Genomic DNA, 19354 nt, shown 5'->3' on the forward strand with positions numbered 1-19354 from the left:
TCTTTACGCAGCAGAGCGGGGGGCGCGACGCAATGACGGCGACACGGTAAGGATCAACAACAGGATGACGGTGATTGCCACGAGACGTGGTACAAGCCCCCACCAGTTGAGTCCGACTTCCCATAAAGCCCAGACCAGTGTCAGGCCCCAGATCACGGCGAACAGGTACACAGCTGCTAATCGTTGCCTGCACAGCAGAACAGCGGTTACTACGCATCCCGCCCCGGTGAGGGCGTAATACCAGCTACCGCCCAAAGCCATCAGCCATACGCCTCCGCCAAAAAGGGCCATGCCAAATGCCCCCAGCGCCAGGGCTAACACGACGGTCGCCAGCCGCCATTTCCCGCTGTGACCAGCCGAGGCCCGGCCGTTGCTGCGGGATTCACTACTACGTTGATTCATGACGCCACTACTTCCTTCATTTGCTATTGATTCAGGCCACGGCCTGTTTGCCGGAGGCTGTAAAGCCGATGGGCCGACGTGTGCAGAACATCGAGAGGACTGAGCCGATCACAAGTAATGCGCCGACGACGACGAAGGCCAAGGCGAAGCTGCCAGAGCCGGCCACCACGTAGCCAGTCACGATCGGAGCGAGGAGACCGAACAGATTGCCGACTGCAGTGATAAAGCCAGCTGCAGTGCCGACATCGTCTTCCGAGCGCACCAGATCGTTGACCAGCGAGAGGTTCAGGGAAATCGCTGAGGCACAAGTGGCTAGCGAAAGCGTGATTACGAAAAGAATTGCCCAGGTATTGTCGATTGCAGGAACCAGGAAGATGACCGAAGACGCCAGCAAGACGCTGGCAACGACCATGCGCCTCTGTCCCGATTCTGCGGCCCCTGGGCGCATCACTTTGTCACTCCAGCGACCAATGACGATGGCAAGAATTGCAGCGCCCAGATACGGAATCGCGGTGTAGATACCGCTCGACATCACCGTCAGACCTTTCTCGGCTTGCAGATAGCTTGGCAACCAGGTCAGGAAGAAGTAGGTGGCATAGACCGCACATCCATGGGACAAGGCGATGGCCCACATGCTGCTAGAGCGAGCGAGGCCTTTCAGACCAAGGGAAACAGTCCGGGCAGGGTCTGCACTGGAAGAGACGCTGCCAGCGGCAATTTCTGCGCGTTCGGCATCCCCCAGCCACGGCGCTTTAGCGGGATGGCTGTACCACTTCAACCAGGCAGCCAGCCAGACGAAGCCCAATGCACCGGCCACGACAAATGCGATGCGCCAGCCGAATGTACTGATCAGCCAGCCGAAACCAATGGCACCAATGGCCGGCCCAACCAGGCTGCCGCTGTGGAAGACCGCAGTGGCCATACCGCGCTCTTTAAGCGGCATCCATTCGCGAATGACCCGGGCACCGGCGGGGTAGGTGGTAGCTTCTCCCATGCCCATGATCAGCCTGCAACTGAGCAAAGAGATGAAACCAGTCGACAATGCAGTGCAGGCCGTTGCAACCGACCAAACACCGATCCCATAACCATTAACCTTCTTGGGGCCGAAGCGGCCCACCAGATAGCCCATGGGGATGAGAGCGAGGAAATAGAGCCACACGAACGATGAGAAGAGGTATCCCATCGCAACTGGCGAGATATCGAATTCTTCCTTGAGGACTTTGGATGCGACTGAGAGCGAGACCCGGTCGACGTAGTTGATCAAGGTCAGGGTGAAGAGAAACGCATAGATCCATACACGTTTTTTCTTCAGGAGACTGGTGCCTTTTTGCATCGCCATCACCTTTGTACTTATTGGGACGATCCAGAGGAGTATCGGGCTGTACGGCACGAGCCCGCTCAACGAGCCCAGGCAGAAGGGCGTTCAACGTGAGCGGGTACCACCGTATGGTCAGAGAATGGTCAGCCTAGCCAGCGCTGAATGTTGGCGACCATGACGTCTTTGGAGATGCCGTAGCGGTCGTGCAATGTCGGCAGTGCGCCTGCATCCAGGAACTGATCGGGCAGCGCAACGTGACGTACTTCAGGCTGTACGCGGGCCTGCAACAACGCCATGGCGATGGCCTCACCCAGGCCGCCGATTTGAGTGTGGTTTTCCGCAATGACCACCAGACGGCCTTCGCGCCGGCATTGCTCCAGGATGGTCTGGACATCGAGCGGCTTAATTGTCGGAACGTGCAAAACGGCGGTGTCCACTTTGTGCTTGGCCAGTTCGTCTGCGACTTCCAGAGCACGCATCGTCATAAGGCCGGAGGAAATGACCAGCACATCGTTGCCATCTCGTAGGAGCTGGGCTTTACCGAGTTCGAATCGGTAATCGTACTCGTCGAGAATCAGCGGTACCCGCCCACGAGGCAGGCGCATATAGACAGGGCCGTCGTGCTCGGCGATCGCGGCCACGCACTGCTCGGTTTCCAATGCATCGCAAGGATCGATAACCATCATCTGCGGAATCGCGCGCATCATCGCCAGATCTTCTGTAGCCTGATGGCTCGGGCCGTACCCAGTCGTCAAGCCCGGCAGCGCTGCGCAGATTTTGACGTTCAGGTTTTCCTCAGCGATCACTTGATGAATGAAGTCATAAGCGCGTCGGGTGGCGAATACCGCGTAGGTGGTGGCGAAAGGCACGAAGCCTTCCTTGGCCATGCCGCCGGCAGCAGCCATGAGCAACTGCTCAGCCATGCCCATCTGCAGGAAACGCTCTGGATAGCGCTGGGCGAAAATGTGCAAGTCAGTGTACTTGGCCAAATCTGCAGTCATGCCGACAATGCGTGGGTTCTTTTGGCCTGCCTTTATCAAGGCGTGGCCGAACGGTGCTGACGTGGTGCGCTGACCCTCGCTTGCGATAGAGGCGATCATGGACGAAGTGGTGAGTTTCGGCTTTGTAGAGGAGGCGGCGTTCATTGTGGGCTCCGGGTCGCATAGATCTCGTCGAGGTCTGTAAGTGCTTGCTGCCACTCCTCGGGCTCGACCCTGATGAAGTGGTTCTTGTCCCGCTGCTCCAGGAAAGGCACACCCTTACCCATTAGCGTGTCGAACAGGATCACGCGAGGTTTGTCCCCCGTAAAACCGCGAGCAATGTCGAACGCCTCGATCACGGTTTGCAGGTCGTTGCCGTCTACACGCTGTACATGCCAGCCAAACGCTGCCCATTTATCGGCCAGGGGTTCGAACTGGAGGATGTCATGGGAGGGGCCATCAGCCTGCTGGCGGTTGATGTCTACCAAGTTGATCAGGTTGCCCAACTGATGATGCGATGCCGACATAGCTGCTTCCCACACCGCCCCCTCATCCAGTTCTCCGTCGGACATCGAGTTGTAGACGAAGGCATCGTTGCCCTTCATGCGCAGAGCAAGAGCTTGGCCTACCGCGATCGCCAAGCCTTGACCGAGTGAACCACCCGAGATCTCCATGCCGGGCGTATAGGTCGCCATCCCGGACATCGGCAGTCGGCTGTCGTCGGAGCCGTAGGTTTCTAGCTCTTCTTCTGGAAGAACCCCTGCTTCCAAGAGGGCGGCGTATAGAGCAATGGCGTAATGCCCGTGTGACAGTAGGAAGCGGTCACGACCTTCCCATTCCGGGTCATCAGCACGAATATTCATGGCGTGGCAGTAGGCGACAGCAAGCACGTCGGCCCAGCCCAGCGCCTGGCCCACATAGCCCTGGCCTTGAACCTCTCCCATGCGCAAGGCAAAACGCCGAATGCGCCACGCGTGTTCCGACATCCTGGCCAAAAGCGGGTGGTGAATCTCGGTCATATTGTTCTCCATTGGTGACCAGCGATCCGGGTTTACTGACGCAACCTATTCATCAGTCAGCAACCGTATTGGGTAATGCCCTGATATTCGTGTAAAAATAGTGGCTCGACAAAAGGTTTAAATTCGCCAACTAATGAACTGGATTCATCAATGAAGCTTTTGAAACGGGTGCCTCTCCCTGCCCTCAGAGTTTTTGAAGCAGCGGGTCGTACCTGCTCTTTTGTCGAGGCAGCAAAGGAGCTCGATCTTTCCCCGAGCGCGGTCAGCCATGCGATTCGCAAACTGGAAGCGGCCGCAGGACTTACCCTCTTCACGCGGAACACGCGCCACACATCCCTGACGCTAGAAGGCGCCATGCTGCTGGATCACGTTCAGCGCGGGTTTGAAGAAATGAGTCGAGGCCTTGCGATCGCGACCAACGAGCCTGCGGTACCTCTACGTCTGCACACGGCGCCCACCTTCGCCAGCCAGTGGTTGGTGCCGCGGTTAGCGAGTTTCCTAGAAGACCACCCAGGAATTGATCTGCGTATTTCAGCGAGCACAGACTATGCGCTGTTCGATAACGATGATTTCGACCTGGACATCGTCTACGGTGAGCCCAGACCGTCGCCTCATGAGAAGACGCCGCTGCGCATCGAGGAGTTAACACCGCTGTGCAGCCCGGAGGTAGCCAAGCATCTGCGCACCCCTCAGGATTTATATTCTCAGTTCCTAATCCAAAGCGACGGTCAGTCCGTCCAGTGGAGAGGCTGGTTTGCAGCGAATGGAATGCAGCCACCGAGTAACTACGGCTTGGCGTTTGACCGGAGCTCTATGGGCATAGCTGCTGCTGCAGGAGGTCTGGGCGTAGTACTTGAATCTGATTTGTTAGCCGAGCAGGAATTGGTGAGCGGTCGCTTGGTCAGTCCGCTTCGCCATGTCAGCAATAGCGTTCGGTACGTTGGTCACTACCTAGTGCATCCACGCCGACCTAGGCAGCCCCATGCAGTTTCTCAGTTTAAGCAGTGGATGTTCAAAGCACTATCGGCTCAAGCAATTTGAGCTGCCGAAGCCCAAGGCGTTGACGCTGGAGAATCAGACGGTGTGCACTGGCTTCTTGGAAATCCCCGCCGGCGGAGTCAAGCTAAGGCGATGAAGGAAATGCAAGCACCCTGGCTCAGCTGCTGCGGCAGCTATGCTCGTCGTCTCTAGTAGTGGGAAATGTGATGCAGCACCTCGATCACTTATCGTTGCACCTGTTCGTAATCATTTGCGAAGAAGGCACTATCGCCCGAGCCAGCGAGCGTGCATACATGGCGCCCTCCGCTGTCAGCAAGAGAATCTCGGACATTGAGGCGCGCTTTGGTATTACTTTGCTCAAACGCAGTAAGCGTGGCGTCGAACCTACCCCGGCGGGTGTCGCACTTTTGCGCCATGCACGAGGACTGACCCGCGCCATCGAATCTCTGCAAAGCGAACTGAGTGAATACGCGGACGGCGCACGCGGGCATGTGCGTGTGCTAGCCAATGTCTCGTCGATCATGGAGTTCCTTCCCGAGGAATTGTCGGACTTCATGCTCGACAATCCGTTGATTCAGGCGGATATCGAAGAACGCTTCAGTCCGGATGTGGTGCGCGGGGTAGCGGAGGGCAATGCAGACCTGGGCATCTGCCGCAAGTCGATGGCCGTTGGCGACCTGGAGTTCGTGCCGTACCGGCAGGATCATCTGGCCGTGGTAGTTGGCGCCGATCACCCGCTGGCCGGGCGGGGCAGTATCGCGTTCGAAGAGACGCTGGATTACGAGCATCTGGGTTTGTCTGCATTCGCCACGCTCAATACCTTCATGCGCAACAGCGCTGAGGCGGCGGGCAAGGAATTGCGTTTTCGCTCGTACGTGTCGTCCTTTGACGCGGCCTATCGTCTGGTGCAGTTCGGCCTGGGCCTCGCAGTGTTCCCGCAGGAGGCGGTGGCGCGCTATGCGCAGCTGTTCGACCTGAGAGTGATCCCGCTGACCGATGACTGGGCGCTTGGCGAGTTCGTCATTTGCATGCGCGACCGCCATGCCTTGAGCCTGTCTGCGCGTCGCTTGCTCGACCATTTGCTGCTGCGTGCGCCGGCTTGGCAAACACGGAGCTGATCCATCGCGGCTGACGATGGATCAACCCGTGAAACACGTCTTTTCTGCCTGTCGTCCTGCTCTTAGTCTGGCCCCACGCTTCAGACAGAGAGACCGCGATGACAACAATAACAATCAACGAAGTCGGCATGCGCGATGGCCTGCAAAGCCTGCACACGGTAATGCCGACTGCCGCCAAGCTGCGCTGGATCGATCGCGCCTATGCCGCTGGCGTGCGCCATATGGAAGTTGCCTCGTTCGTGCCGGCCCGGCTGCTGCCGCAGATGGCCGATGCCAGACAGGTGGTGGGCCATGCCCTGACGTACCCCGATCTGCTGGTAACGGTGCTAGCACCCAACCTGCGTGGTGCGCAGGATGCGCTGGAGTCAGGCGCCCAGCGTATCGTCGCGCCGGTATCCGTCAGCACCGCCCACAGCCTGGCCAACGTGCGCCGTACGCCGCAGGAAATGGTCGAGGAACTGGGGCGCATGTGCCAACTGCGCAACGAGCTGGGGCGTCACGATGTGCAGATGATCGCCGGCATGTCGGTGGCCTTTGGCTGCACCCGCCAGGGCGATGTGCCATTGGCCGACCTGTGCGAGCTGACCCGCCAGGTGATCGAGGCGGGCTGCGACCTGGTCTCGCTGGGCGACACCACCGGCTACGCCAACCCCGGCCAGGTGGCTACTGTGATCCAGGCCGTTCGCTCCATTGCCGGCGAGCGACTGCGTGCCGCGCACTTCCACGACACCCGTGGCCTGGCCCTGGCCAACAGCCTGGTGGCGGTGCAGCAGGGTATTCGCGAGCTGGATGCATCGCTTGCCGGCCTTGGCGGTTGCCCGTTCGCACCAGGTGCGTCGGGCAATACGGTGACCGAAGACCTTGTGTTCATGCTGCAGAGCATGGGTTTTGACACGGGTATCGACCTGCCAGCGCTGATCGCTTCCCGCCAGCTGCTGCGCGAGGTGCTGCCGGATGAACCGCTTTACGGCGCTATTGCCCGCGCCGGCCTGCCGCTCAACTACCGAAGGAACGCGTAATGTCCAGACTCCCCTTGGACGGCATTCGTGTCGTCGAGATTTCGCACATGGTCATGGGCCCCACCTGCGGCATGATCTTGGGTGACCTGGGTGCCGAAGTGATCAAGATCGAACCCACCCGCGGGGACGGCACTCGCCGCTTGCTCGGGGCGGGGGCGGGGTTCTTCCGCACCTTCAACCGCAACAAGCAGTGCATCGCCGTCGACCTCGACACCCTCCAGGGCCGTGAGGCGGTGCTGACGCTGATCGACAGCGCCGACGTATTCATCGAGAACTTCAAACCCGGGCGCATGCACACACTGGGCTTCGACTACGCCACGCTGCGCCAGCGTAATCCACGGTTGATCTATGCCTCGCACAAGGGCTTCCTCAGTGGCCCGTACGACAACCGCCTAGCCTTGGACGAAGTGGTGCAGATGATGGCCGGCCTGGCCTACATGACCGGGCCGGTGGGCCGCCCCTTGCGCGCCGGCAGTTCGGTAAACGACATCATGGGCGGCATGTTCGGCGCCATTGGTGTACTGGCCGCGCTCAACGAGCGCAACACCACGGGTGTCGGCCGCGAAGTGCAGAGTGCACTATACGAAAACTGCGTGTTGCTCGCGGCCCAGCACATGCAGCAGTACGTGGTGACCGGCCAGGCAGCGGCGCCGATGCCCAACCGCATCAGTGCCTGGGCGGTCTACGACGTGTTCACCTTCGCGGGCGGCGAGCAGATGTTCGTCGCTGCCACGGGTGAAGGCCAGTGGCAGGCCCTGTGCCAGTTGTTGGGCCAGACCGCCTTGCTCGACGACCCGACCTTGGCGACCAACAATGACCGGGTATTGCAGCGGCCGCGGCTGCTGGCGCATCTGGCCGAGGTGTTCGCCAATCTCGATGCCCAGCAATTGGCTACGGAACTGGAGGCGAACAGTATTCCGTTCGCGCCGATCCGCCGCCCAGAAGAACTGTTCGACGACCCGCACCTGATCCAGAGCGGTGGCATGGCGAACCTGCTGCTGGAAGATGGCAGCAGCACGCCGATGCCCTTGCTGCCGCTGTCGCTGGATGGCCAGCGCCTGCAGCCGCGCCGGCCGATCCCGCGGATTGGCGAACACACGCACAAGGTCATGCGCGAGCTGGGCTATAGCGATGAACGCATCGCCGAGCTGTGTGCGGCGGGGGTGCTGAAAACCGACGACCCGGCCCAGGGAGTGCACTGAATGGCCATCTATCGATACGACAAACTGACCCCGACCCTTCACCCGGAAACCTTCATCGCCGAGGACGCCACGGTAATCGGCGATGTCACCCTGGAGCAGGGCGTGAGCGTGTGGCCGCAGGCAGTGTTGCGCGGTGACAACGAGCCGATCCGCATCGGCCAGCACAGCAATGTTCAGGAAGGGGCGGTGCTGCATGCCGACCCAGGGTTTGCCCTGACCGTGGGTCGCAACGTCACCATCGGCCATCAGGCCATGCTGCACGGCTGCAGCATCGGCGATGGCGCGCTGGTCGGGATCCAGGCGGTGGTGCTCAATGGCGCGGTGATCGGCCGCAACTGCCTGGTCGGAGCCGGCGCCATCGTCACCGAAGGCAAGGTGTTCCCCGACAACTCCCTGATTCTCGGCGCGCCGGCCAAGGTGGTGCGTGAGCTGAGCCCCGAAGCCGTCGCCGGCATGCACGCCAATGCCGCCGAGTACGTGCGCAAGGGCCAGGCCTTCAAGGAAAAGCTCGTGCGCATTGGCTGACACGTTGTACGCGGCGCCCTCAACGGGCGCCGTCGCTCTCCAATAATTACAAAAATGGAGATTCACCATGGTTGCCTTGACTGGCGAAGTGGCGCGCGAGCGCGCCGACAGCCACATCGACGAACTGCTGCTTTACCGCCGCGTGGCTTGGCGCATCATGCCGCTGGCCATCATCTGTTTCCTTTTTTCCTACTTCGACCGCATCAACATCAGTTTCGCCAAGACTCAGATGCAGGCTGAGCTGGGCCTGAGCGACGCCGCCTACGGACTGGCCGCGAGCATGTTTTTCATCGGCTACGTGCTGTTCGAAGTGCCGAGCAGTTTGGGCCTCAAGCGCTACGGGGCGCCGGCCTGGATCTGCCGGATCATGGTGTCGTGGGGCCTGGCCACGGCGGCCCTGGTATTCGCCTACACCCATTACACGCTGTATTTCCTGCGCTTTCTGATCGGGGTAATGGAAGCGGGTTTCGGTCCGGCGATCCTGTTCTACTTGGCCTGCTGGTTCCCTAAGAAACACTTGGCAAAAATGAACGGCCTGTGGTTCCTTGCCGTGCCCTTGGCCGGAGCGGTGGGCGGGCCGGCTGCGGGCTTCCTGCTGGGAACCATGGATGGCGTATTGGGCCTGGCGGGCTGGCACTGGCTGTTTCTGATGTCGGGTTTGCCATGCGTGTTTCTGGGGCTGCTGGTGCTAAGGAAGCTTGACCGCGACATCGAGTCGGCCAGATGGCTTAGCCGCCAGGAGAAGGACCTGCTGACGGAGAACTTGGCTCAGGACAGGCGCGTGCAGAAACCAATGCTGGGGTCGATCTGGCAGGTGCTGCTGACCCGTGAAGTGGCGATCATGGCGTTCATTTACTACGTGGTGAAAACTGCTTCCTACGGCCTGAACTTCTGGATGCCACACCTGATCAAGTCTTCCGGCGTGCAGGACATGCTGTGGGTCGGCGTGCTGTCGGCATTGCCGTATGCAGTGGCCTGCATTGGCATGGTGTGGCTGACCCGCCGATCCGACCGCACGGGTGAGCGCAAGCGCTACTTGGTGTACTGCCTTCTGGCGGCCGCTTGCGGTTATCTGTTGGCTTGCCTGTACTCCGACTCGTCGGTGGCCATGATGGCTGCGCTGGTGCTGGCCACCGCAGGCACATTCATCGCCATCCCGATCTTCTGGACAATTCCCCAATCGACTTTCTCAGGGCTGGCCATCGCCACGGGCACTGCGGCGATCAACTCGGTCGGCCAACTGAGCGGCATCGTCGCGCCGGTGATGGTTGGTAAAATCAATGACCTTACCGGCAGTAACTACATGGGCATGCTGTCGATTGCACCGCTGATCCTGATCGCTTGCCTGGTGGTGATGCGCTGCGTCAGAAATCCCAAGGCTTGAACAACAGCGCTTTCCAACAAGAACAACAAGGCGTAACCATGAATGTATCCTCCTCCCGGCGGGCATCGCTGATGCTCGCGGCGCTTGGCTGCGCGTGCCAGGCGGCCCAGGCAGGCTTTGCCGACGACGGCAAGGGCAGCCTGGAGCTGCGCAACCTCTACTTCGACCGCGATTTCCATGGTGATACCGCCAGCCAGTCGCGACGCGCCGAGTGGGCCCAGGGCTTCATGCTCAAGTGGCAGTCCGGTTATTCCGATGGCGTTGTCGGCTTTGGCCTGGATGCAGCCGGTATGTTGGGCATCAAGCTAGACTCTTCGCCCGACCGCAGCGGCACCGGCCTCTTGCCGCGTGGCAGCGACAAGCGTGCAGCGGACGACTACGGGAAGGCAATTGCCACGTTCAAGGCGAAGCTGTCGCAAACTGAACTGCTGGTCGGTGGGCTAAGCCCGCAACTGCCGCTGCTAGCAGCGAACTACAGTCGCCTATTCCCGCAGTGGTTTAACGGGGTGCAATTGGTCAGCAAGGATCTGGACGATTTCACCTTCACCGTGCTGCAGGTGAATGCGACCAAGCTGCGCGACTCCACCGATTTCGAAGACCTGACGGCAATGGCGCAACAGGGCGCCTACCCAGCGACGGTGAGCAGTGACCGTTTGTATTACGCCGGGGCGGATTACCAGCCGCTGAAGAACCTCACTGTGAGCCTGCACACCAGCGACCTCGAAGACCTGTTCCGCCGTGATTTTGCTAGTTTCAAGTATCGCGTCGCTGCGGGGCCAGGTGAGGTATTCACTGAGTGGCGCTGGTTCAACGCCCAGGATCAGGGTAGGGCGTTGCTAGGGGAGGTGGACAGCCGCACCCTGAGCACCAACTTCGGCTACAACCTGTTCGGCCATACCTTCAGCGGCGGCTATCAGAAAGTCAGCGGCGATACCGCTTACGCCTATGTGGGCGGCACCGATACCTACCTGTTCAGCGAACAACAGGTCAGCACCTTCGCCCTGGCCAAAGAGCGCGCCTGGATGTTGCGCTATGACTACAACTTTGCTGCCTTGGGCATTCCGGGCCTTACCTTTAACGTGCGATACGTAAAGGGTGACCAGGTTGATCCGCAGCGCATTGCCACGGCAAAGGGCAGGGCGCTCAAGGCGCGCGGGGGGGAGGGCGAGGAATGGGAGCGCACCACAGACATCACTTACGTGGTGCAGTCAGGATTCTTGAAAAACTTATCTCTACGTTGGCGCAATGCAAGCATGCGCTCTAATTTTGCCGATGCAGCAGACGAGAATCGGTTGATCCTTGGCTATGTGATCGAGTTCTGATGACATTGCCGTATCCCTCGGACGACACACGTTTGCTGACAAAGGCAGCGCAGGAGGGCGTGGAGAAAGGGCTTTCGCTACAGTAAGGCGGAAGTTCTGATACTTGAATTCGACCCGCCGACGATCACAGGAGACCTATCTGTCGCTACTCAGACCGTGGCGAGCGAGAAGTTGATGGGTGTGCTCGACGCGGTGAACAGTAGGTAGGGCAGGCGTGCTCATTGATGAACACCTGGAGAGGTGCTGTGAACGGTGTGGCCTTGGCCATGGCCCTCTCGACGAATGGCTCGCCCATGACTGCCGTTCTGCTCTCAATTCCTTTCTTGTTTTCGGTATTCCTCGCGACATCAACGCCTTTGTTGAGTAGCTTGCAGCTGTTCTGGTATTCCTACTCGGATAAGCCTTGTCATCCCGTCTCAGTCTGATCTGGTGCGAAATTTGGATTTAGTCATGCCTTGTTTGGGGCGCATAGTTTTTGACAAATTGGCGGCTTTTTTGCGGCGAAATGACGGAGGGAATGGCCCCATCGATTCGCTACCTCGAGCAACTGTGATTTTTGAGCTGCGCAAAATTCAATCCGTAGGAAGGCTATGGCCAAGCGCAATAGCCGCTAAAGGAGCCGGCACTATCCATCTCGGTTTATTACTTTTTCTTCTTAAAAGTCCTTAGCGTGAGCTCTCATGGGGCTTACTTTTGCTCATATGAGTCATGCTCATTGGAAAGATAAAATTTCCTATAGCGTCAAAATATACAACTTTTATTTTCCTTTCAGCCCTTCCTATATTAGGCCCACTCCTAGGCGCCGCTTGAGCGAATCAAGCGATGACCAGCCGAAAAGCCGAGCGGCGCTTGGTAGAACAATTAACGGTAAGGTAGAGGTCTGAAATGAAAATTGGATTTATTGGTGTTGGCCGCATGGGTTCTCGCATGGCTGCCAGACTGATCGAAGCTGGCCATCAGGTGTCTGTCTTTGACCCCAACAATACCGCTGTCAACGAGCTGGTTGCGAAAGGTGCAATTGCAGCTTCGAGCCCACAAGCCGCAGCCGAGTCCGCAGAGCGCATCCTGCTCAGCCTCCCGAGCCCGAAAACTCTTGTGGATGCAGTAAGTGGTGAAAGCGGTGTTCTGAAGTCCGCTAGGCCTGGCGCAATCATCGTCGATTTCAGCACTGTCGACCCAGCTACTACCAAAGCCATCGCAGCTAAGTGCTCCTCTAAAGACGTCAAGTTCATAGACTCCCCAGTCAGCGGCGGTGTAGCAGGCGCGGCTTCGGGCAACCTCGTTCTGATGATCGGTGGTGATGAAAGTGTTATCGCTGACGCCCGTCCGGAACTCGAAATCCTCGCTTCGCGCATCGTTCATTGCGGCCCTGTCGGTGCAGGTCAGCTAACCAAACTGAGCCACAACCTGCTGACCGCGATCAACACCGTTGCTCTGGGTGAAGTCCTGTCTGTCAGCGTCAAGGCCGGTGCAAATCTCCAGGTTCTCTGTGATGTGTTTGCTGCTGGTCTGGCCGGCAGCAAGATGCTGGATTACCTGCCAAAGACCCTGTTCACCGAAGAGCGTCCAGCCAACTTCGCGATCGATCTGATGCACAAGGACATCTCCCTGTGCTTGCAGGAGTTCAGCAACTACTCCATGCCTCTGGGTCAACTGGTTCTGCAGACCTACAACGCCGCACGGTTGAATGGCTTAGGCGGCAAGGATTCAACGAGCGTAAACGAGCTGTACGAAAAACTGCTCGGTGTGCGCTTGAGCCTGTCGGGCAACTGATCCTTCGCCATTTAAGGAACCATGACCATGTCTACAAATAGCTCTGTTGTACTTCCAGACGCCGGCATCACAGGCCTGTTCGTAAACGGCGAATGGCGCACGCCTGCCAACGGCAAAACGATGGTGGTAGAAAACCCTTGTTTCCGCTCGCCGCTGGCCACCATCGGTGCAAGCGACAAAAATGACGTCGACAGCGCAGTCGCCGCTGCCAAAGCCGCTTTCCCATCCTGGCGCCGTCTTGCGGCCCGTTCTCGTGGTGCGATGCTGATCGAGCTGGGCAACCGTATCACTGCTCACCAGGAAGAGATTGCACGCGTACTGGCTGCAGAGACTGGTAACGCTCTGCGTACTCAAAGCCGTCCTGAAACCCAGAGCGCTGCCGAAGTCCTGCGTTACTACGGCGGTACCATTGCCGAGCAGAAAGGTGAAACCCTGCCGCTGGGCCCAGGTCTGTTCAGCTACACCACACGCGAACCTCTGGGGGTTGTGGGCGCAATCATTCCATGGAACTCCCCGCTGGTTCTAGCTGCTGTAAAGATTGGCATGGCCCTGGGTACCGGTAACACCCTGATTCTAAAGCCTGCTGAAGATGCCCCGCTGGCCGTGCTGAAGATCGCTGAACTGGCCGCTGATATCTTCCCGGCTGGTGTTTTCAACATCGTGACCGGTTCGGGTATCGAGGCGGGCGCCCCGCTTTCGACCAACGAAGACGTCGCGAAGGTGTCGTTCACTGGCTCGCTTGAAGTCGGCAAGCTGATCGCTCACGCAGTAGCGGATCGCATCGGTCGCGCCACTCTGGAGCTGGGCGGTAAGAGCCCATGCATCGTCTTCCCAGATGCTGCTACCCCTGAACACATTGATGCCACCGTCAACGGCATCATTGCCGCCATGCGTTTCGCACGTCAGGGCCAGTCTTGCACCGCTGGTTCCCGTTTGTACGTTCACAAGAGCGTATGGGATGAGGTAATGACGCGTGTAGTCGGCAAGGTGCGCGAGTTGCGTATCGGCGACGCTTTGGATGAGAACACCGACATCGGCGCAATCATCAACATTGAGCGCTACACCGAAGTCCGAAACTTCATCAAGGAAGCGATCGAGTCGGGCGCCGAGATTCTGACCGGCTCGGTTCCAGCTTCGCCGGAAACCGCCAAAGGTTTCTATCCAGAGCCGGTAATTGTGACCGGCGTGGATAATTCTTGGCGCGTTTGCAAAGAAGAGGTCTTCGGGCCAGTCCTGGTGGCTCTGCCTTGGGAAAAGGAAGAAGAGGTTATCCAGTGGGCAAACGATACCGTTTACGGTCTTGCTGCCTACGTGTTCACCAATGACCTGACTACGGCACTGCGTGTGACCGAGCAAATCGACGCCGGCTGGTTGCAGGTTAACCGTGCAGGCGGCCAGATCCCAGGTATGTCTTACGGTGGAGCCAAGCGCAGCGGCATCGGTGCCGAATACTCCATCGAAAGCGCGCTCGAAAGCTACACGTCGCGTAAAAGCGTAACGATCAACGTCTAACCCATACTTATAAATATAAGCCGGTGGCTAACCACCGGCGACTGGTGACATCGAGAGGGCATATGAACGTGCAAACAGCAGGTGCTATCAAGCATCAAGAAGAAAGTAAGGGTGCAGATAAGACTTCCGTCAAAGCTGCATTAGGCTCCTTCATCGGAACCACCGTAGAGTGGTACGACTACTTCATTTATGGTACTGCCGCTGCTCTCGTGTTTCCTAAGGTGTTCTTCAGCAATATGTCGCCAGAAATGGCTACGCTGATGTCGATGATCTCGTTCTCGGTCGCTTTTGTAGTTCGACCCATTGGAGGGATCGTGATTGGTCACTTCGGTGACCGTATGGGCCGGAAGAAGTTATTGGTCTTTACGTTGATGCTGATGGGTCTTTGCACAGCAGCTATCGGCTTTCTCCCTTCATATGCACAAGCCGGTATATGGGGGCCTGCTTTATTGATTGTGCTTCGAATTATCCAGGGTTTTGCTCTTGGCGGTGAGTGGGGCGGTGCAGCGCTCATGTCTGTAGAGCACGCGCCGGAAGGGCGGCGAGGATTGTGGGGTGCCACCATGCAAATGGGAGTTCCTGCGGGCCTTTTAGTATCGGCGGGTGCGTTTGCCTTGGTTTCCATGCTTCCAGATGAGCAATTCTTCTCGTGGGGCTGGCGCCTCCCTTTCATCTTCAGCCTGGTACTGCTGGTAGTCGGCATGTATATCCGCCTGCAGGTGTCTGAGCCTCCGGCCTTTGAAAAAGTTGCGGAAAAAGGTGAAATCGAGAAAGCTCCGCTGCTCAGCGTCTGGAAGTACGAGAAGAAGAAAACCATTGTTATGGCCTTCTTTCAAACGGCTGCTAACGTTGGCTACTTCCTCATTACCGTTTACGCCTTGAGTTACATTACACAAACCCTGGGGCTGCCACGCAGTGTCGCTTCTAACGCCTTGATGGTAGGCGCTGCAGTAGATTTGTTTATGCAGCCTGTGTTTGGGTGGCTGTCTGACAAGTACGGTCGTAAGAAAGTTTATGGCTTTGGTGCAATCTTCTTTGCTTTTTACGCCTTCCCGTTCTTCGCCCTGCTGAATACTGCTGATCCGTACTATATCACCTTGGCGTTGGCTTTGGGCCTGGGTATCGGTCACGCATCTACCGGTTCTCTGCATGGCGTGATTTACGCTGAGCAGTACAAAACCAAATACCGTTTCAGTGGTTCGTCTGTCGCGTATCAACTTTCCGGTATTGTTTCTAGCGCCCCGACTCCGATCATTGCAGCTTGGCTTGTAGCCACCACTGGTAATTCTATGGCGGTGTCGTGGTTCGTAGTGGTAGCGGCAGTTATTACTCTGATCTGTATTTCGATGACCAAAGAAACTTATCGGATTGATATTAATGAGTGATGACATGAATAACGCTTACAATGCCTTGATCGGCGAAAGAATTGATAGGTTGATGACTGTGGAAATACGCCCCCTTACCGGGGGGCTTCCATCGGGATATGTCCAACCGCTGTATGACATCTGCAGAAAACATCATGGCGCGCCATTGAGCATGTTGGCCGCAGAGTCTCTGCATAATCGAATTCAGCCTGGTGACACTGTGTTTATAGCCACCGGCGCCGGAGTTGCACCAGCTCTTCCGCTGGGCGAAACGGATGGCCCGCCTGGCGCTGCTGTATTGGCAAGGGCACTGGCGCGGGGACTTGAGTGCCGAGTGGTGCTAGTGACGGAAGACATCCATTTAGCACCGGTCGAGGCTTGTGCTGCGGTGGCCAGTGAGGCACTTGATGGGCAAGGCTCGATCACCGTTGCCAGCTTCCCAAAAGGCCTGAGCGCAGGTCACCAAACTGCCACAAGCTTATTCCAAGAGTACAACCCCACCGCTGTGATCTTCGTGGAGCGCGATGGCCCTAACGCGGAGGGTTATTTTCACGGCGTTCGTGGTGACTTTCGCGAGCCAGATGCTGTGGGTCACGTGTACCTGCTGGCCGACCTGGCCAAGGTACACAACGTACTTACCGTTGGTGTAGGTGACGGTGGCAATGAGGTGGGGTTCGGCGATGTCCGCGCTGCAGTAACAGCGGTTCATCCGCTGGGCGCCATCTCCAAGGGAGGCTTCCCCTCGGGAGTGATCACCGTCACTGCAACCGATGTGGTTGTGGCAGCCTCCGTATCAAATTGGGGCGCCTACGCCATCTGTGCTGCGCTGGCTTATTTGACCGGCAAACCCGATCTGATCCATTCGCCTGAACTTGAGCGTGACATGGTTGAGGCGTGTGTGAGGGGCGGCGGGCGAGATGGTGCAAATGGACTGCACCAGCCGTCTGTAGATGGCATTGATCTCGACGGGCATGCCGCGTTTGTCCAGTTGTTGAATTCGATCGTGAATGTCTCTCGGTAGGCGTTACACGCCACCAGGAACGGTAATTATGAACATCAAAAGCAATTTCGAAGGTGCACAGGTGTCGGTTAAGACTGATTCATTTGGCAATGAAATTGATCCGGTAGTGGGTTTCGCTCGCGGCAACATCATTCGCTCCAGCACCGATGAGGGCGCCCGCCTTCGCCACGGTCAAGCGGTCGCAGCCAGTCGCGTTATTGAGTATGGCTCCGAATCGATCGGCATTTTCACCGGCAATCAGCGGGACTACCTGGTCAAGGCAACTGACCTGGACACCTACTGTGAAGAGTGGGTTGGCCCCGGTCTGAGTTCCACTCGCCTGAACAAACTGGCAATTGAGCACCTGGGGGGCGACGAAGAAACCGATAGCGTTGCCATTTTCAACCGTACCAGTGCTGCAATCGTGTCTGTCATTGCATCGTGCTCGGGTGGTCTAACTGTTGTATCGATCGTTCCTCCAGGTGGCCGTTCGCATGCTTCTGTAGTTCGAGGTGCGAAGCTTGCGGGTGTTCCACTGATTGAGGTGCAGGGTTCCGGTGATTGGCGAAGTGTCCTGCAGGCCAATGAGCCTCGCTTGGTTGTCGTTACCACCGTCACCAGCAGCCTGGAGCTGCTTAGCGATAACATCACCTTGAGCGTGGTGGACTATGTTAAGCAGTTTGGCTCTCGCGTGTTCCTGGACGAGGCTTACGGTGCAAGGCTGCGTCCGGTGCTGCATAGCGGCATCAAGAGCCTCAAGACGGGTGCAGACTTGGCGGTGACTAACTGTGACAAGGCCGGTCTTCCTGGCCCACGTGCCGGCATTTTGGTTGGTGCGAAGGACATGATCGGGGCGGCCGCAGCGAAGGGGGCTGAGTACGGGATGGAAGCTCGTGCGCCGATCTCCGCGGGCGTAATGCGTGCGCTTCAGAGCTACGACCCTCAGCATTTGATTGATGAAGCCAAAGCCGGTAAGGCGCTGGCAGCGGATCTTATAAAGCTACTGGGTGACTGCGTTCAAGTGAGCGACCTGGGCCCAATGGTTCATGAGGACGATATCCTCCGAATCATTCTGAAGCGTGCTGGCTTCAAGTCAGAGAAAGTGCCTGTGGTGCCATGTGAGGCGACCTCTGCGTTGGGCATGATTCTGCTGCGCGATTACGGCATTCTCACTGTCAACACTCATGGTCAGCCAGGGGCACGTGTATCTGTGCGCTTGAAGCCGTCCGGTGATGCAATTCAGCGTGTCGGTGGTCAGGAAGCAATCATTAAAGCGTTTGACGAGTCGCTGACGAAAGTCGCAGCCATCATTCACGATTTGAAAGCGATGACCGATCTGATCCTGGGAGGCAAATGATGTCTGACTCCAAATACACTTCCTACGATCAACGTCTCGATCAGCTGATCTCTTTGGACATTGGTGGCCGTGGTGTAGAGCACCTTTACCAGCAGGCGCGCGCTAGCATTGGCCGGCCGCTGGTGGGCGCTGCTGCAACGGCACTGTTGGCTGCGCCTGAGGGTTCTACTGTCATCGTTACAACCGGCTCGGTATCCCGTGCCTGGCTGTCTCCGGAAATCGGTGAGAACGATGGCCCTGCGGGTCTGGCAGCGGTAGTGCGTGCATTGGTACTGGCGCGTAACGTCACGCCCGTGGTGCTGATCGAAGAAACCCTGCGTCGCCCAATGGAAGCCATTCTGACCACTGCAGGTTTGACGGTTCTTCCCTATGAGCAAGCTCGTAAAGCGACCAAGGATAAAAGCCTGGCGACGGTGTGCGTTCAAGGCTTCGCGGTTACAGATGAAGAAGCTGCTATCGCGGCGCCTAAGCTGCTGGACGAGCTTCAACCTTCCATATTGTTCTCCACGGAACGGGTAGGCCGAAATCGCAACGGCATTTACTACAGCATGCGCGGCATTGATTACGGGATGGAGCGTGCGCGCATCGATTTCGTATTCGACGAAGCGATCCGCCGTGAAATCCCGACCGTTGCTGTGGGGGACGGTGGGAATGAAATTGGCATGGGCCTGGTCAGTGAAGCTGTCCAGGGTCACGTTAAGTTCGGTGCTGAGGGTTCGTGTGGGTGCGGCGGCGGTATCGGAGCTGTCACCTCCGCAGATGTCCTGGTCACTGCGGCATGTTCGAACTGGGGCTGCTACGCCATCGCCGCCGCCATGGCAATCCGCACCGGTGATGTGCGGCTGATCCACACCCCAGAGATGGAAGGCAACTTGCTTCGTCGGGGAGTTGATGTGGGACTGATCAACTCTGTCGTGGGGATTACGGATGCAAACGTGGATGGAATCCCATTGAGCAGTCACTTGGCGTTGGCCGAAATGGTCACCGCTATCATAAGGCCAGCCCTGAAGGTCTAATATGCACAACACTAATTCCTCGAAACTTTCTAAACGGCTGCCTG

17 protein-coding genes are annotated in these 19354 nt (G+C 58.0%); 13 read left to right on the plus strand and 4 right to left on the minus strand.

The genetic code is table 11. The annotated features are described in order from the left end of the window. Positions 1-3: 3 nt before the first annotated feature. From MFF34_RS12435 to MFF34_RS12450, 4 genes are all read right to left on the minus strand, one after another. On the minus strand, positions 4-402 hold the full coding sequence (locus tag MFF34_RS12435; protein WP_238214225.1) for a glucose dehydrogenase: 399 nt from the start codon (positions 400-402) through the stop codon (positions 4-6). Positions 403-433: 31 nt separating this feature from the next. Next, positions 434-1735: an MFS transporter gene (locus MFF34_RS12440; protein ID WP_027593270.1), complete on the minus strand. Its 1302-nt coding sequence runs from the start codon at positions 1733-1735 to the stop codon at positions 434-436. Between the two features lie 128 nt (positions 1736-1863). After that, entirely contained in the window at positions 1864-2865 is a 1002-nt protein-coding gene (locus MFF34_RS12445) for a transketolase family protein (protein ID WP_027593269.1), read from the minus strand. Continuing rightward, positions 2862-3719, minus strand: a complete 858-nt coding sequence (locus tag MFF34_RS12450; RefSeq protein ID WP_374707393.1) for a transketolase — start codon at positions 3717-3719, stop codon at positions 2862-2864. Before MFF34_RS12450 ends, MFF34_RS12445 begins: the two co-directional genes overlap by 4 nt. A 150-nt stretch (positions 3720-3869) precedes the next feature. Here MFF34_RS12450 and MFF34_RS12455 point away from each other — a divergent pair, with 150 nt between their 5' ends. The 13 genes from MFF34_RS12455 to MFF34_RS12515 all read left to right on the plus strand — a co-directional run bounded on the left by MFF34_RS12455 (position 3870) and on the right by MFF34_RS12515 (position 19310). After that, complete coding sequence (locus tag MFF34_RS12455) at positions 3870-4760, plus strand: LysR substrate-binding domain-containing protein (RefSeq protein WP_238214227.1); 891 nt, start codon at positions 3870-3872, stop codon at positions 4758-4760. A 164-nt stretch (positions 4761-4924) separates the two neighbouring features. Next, on the plus strand, positions 4925-5836 hold the full coding sequence (locus MFF34_RS12460; protein WP_085272853.1) for a LysR family transcriptional regulator: 912 nt from the start codon (positions 4925-4927) through the stop codon (positions 5834-5836). 98 nt (positions 5837-5934) lie between these two features. Next, positions 5935-6855 (plus strand): hydroxymethylglutaryl-CoA lyase, encoded by a 921-nt coding sequence (locus MFF34_RS12465; RefSeq protein ID WP_027593265.1) that lies wholly within the window; start codon positions 5935-5937, stop codon positions 6853-6855. Then, positions 6855-8057: a CaiB/BaiF CoA-transferase family protein gene (locus tag MFF34_RS12470; protein ID WP_033694013.1), complete on the plus strand. Its 1203-nt coding sequence runs from the start codon at positions 6855-6857 to the stop codon at positions 8055-8057. The genes MFF34_RS12465 and MFF34_RS12470 overlap by 1 nt, the downstream gene beginning before the upstream one ends. Continuing rightward, positions 8058-8582: a gamma carbonic anhydrase family protein gene (locus MFF34_RS12475; RefSeq protein WP_238214229.1), complete on the plus strand. Its 525-nt coding sequence runs from the start codon at positions 8058-8060 to the stop codon at positions 8580-8582. A gap of 67 nt (positions 8583-8649) precedes the next feature. Further along, positions 8650-9966, plus strand: a complete 1317-nt coding sequence (locus MFF34_RS12480) for an MFS transporter (protein ID WP_238214231.1) — start codon at positions 8650-8652, stop codon at positions 9964-9966. Between the two features lie 38 nt (positions 9967-10004). Further along, on the plus strand, positions 10005-11288 hold the full coding sequence (locus MFF34_RS12485; RefSeq protein WP_238214234.1) for an OprD family porin: 1284 nt from the start codon (positions 10005-10007) through the stop codon (positions 11286-11288). Between the two features lie 885 nt (positions 11289-12173). Next, positions 12174-13061, plus strand: coding sequence for an NAD(P)-dependent oxidoreductase (locus tag MFF34_RS12490; RefSeq protein WP_238214236.1), 888 nt, complete (start codon positions 12174-12176; stop codon positions 13059-13061). A gap of 27 nt (positions 13062-13088) precedes the next feature. After that, positions 13089-14573 carry an aldehyde dehydrogenase family protein gene (locus MFF34_RS12495; protein ID WP_238214238.1) on the plus strand — a complete coding sequence of 495 codons (1485 nt, stop codon included), beginning with the start codon at positions 13089-13091 and terminating at the stop codon, positions 14571-14573. A gap of 62 nt (positions 14574-14635) precedes the next feature. Beyond that, positions 14636-15958 carry an MFS transporter gene (locus tag MFF34_RS12500; protein ID WP_238214241.1) on the plus strand — a complete coding sequence of 441 codons (1323 nt, stop codon included), beginning with the start codon at positions 14636-14638 and terminating at the stop codon, positions 15956-15958. Between the two features lie 4 nt (positions 15959-15962). Continuing rightward, positions 15963-16958, plus strand: a complete 996-nt coding sequence (locus tag MFF34_RS12505) for a glutamate cyclase domain-containing protein (RefSeq protein WP_238214243.1) — start codon at positions 15963-15965, stop codon at positions 16956-16958. Between the two features lie 28 nt (positions 16959-16986). Next, complete coding sequence (locus MFF34_RS12510; protein ID WP_238214245.1) at positions 16987-18294, plus strand: hypothetical protein; 1308 nt, start codon at positions 16987-16989, stop codon at positions 18292-18294. Further along, positions 18294-19310: a glutamate cyclase domain-containing protein gene (locus tag MFF34_RS12515; RefSeq protein WP_099455846.1), complete on the plus strand. Its 1017-nt coding sequence runs from the start codon at positions 18294-18296 to the stop codon at positions 19308-19310. The genes MFF34_RS12510 and MFF34_RS12515 overlap by 1 nt, the downstream gene beginning before the upstream one ends. Positions 19311-19354: the final 44 nt, after the last annotated feature.

This window comes from Pseudomonas sp. PAGU 2196, assembly GCF_022179005.1.
Classification (GTDB): Bacteria; Pseudomonadota; Gammaproteobacteria; order Pseudomonadales; family Pseudomonadaceae; genus Aquipseudomonas; species Aquipseudomonas kermanshahensis.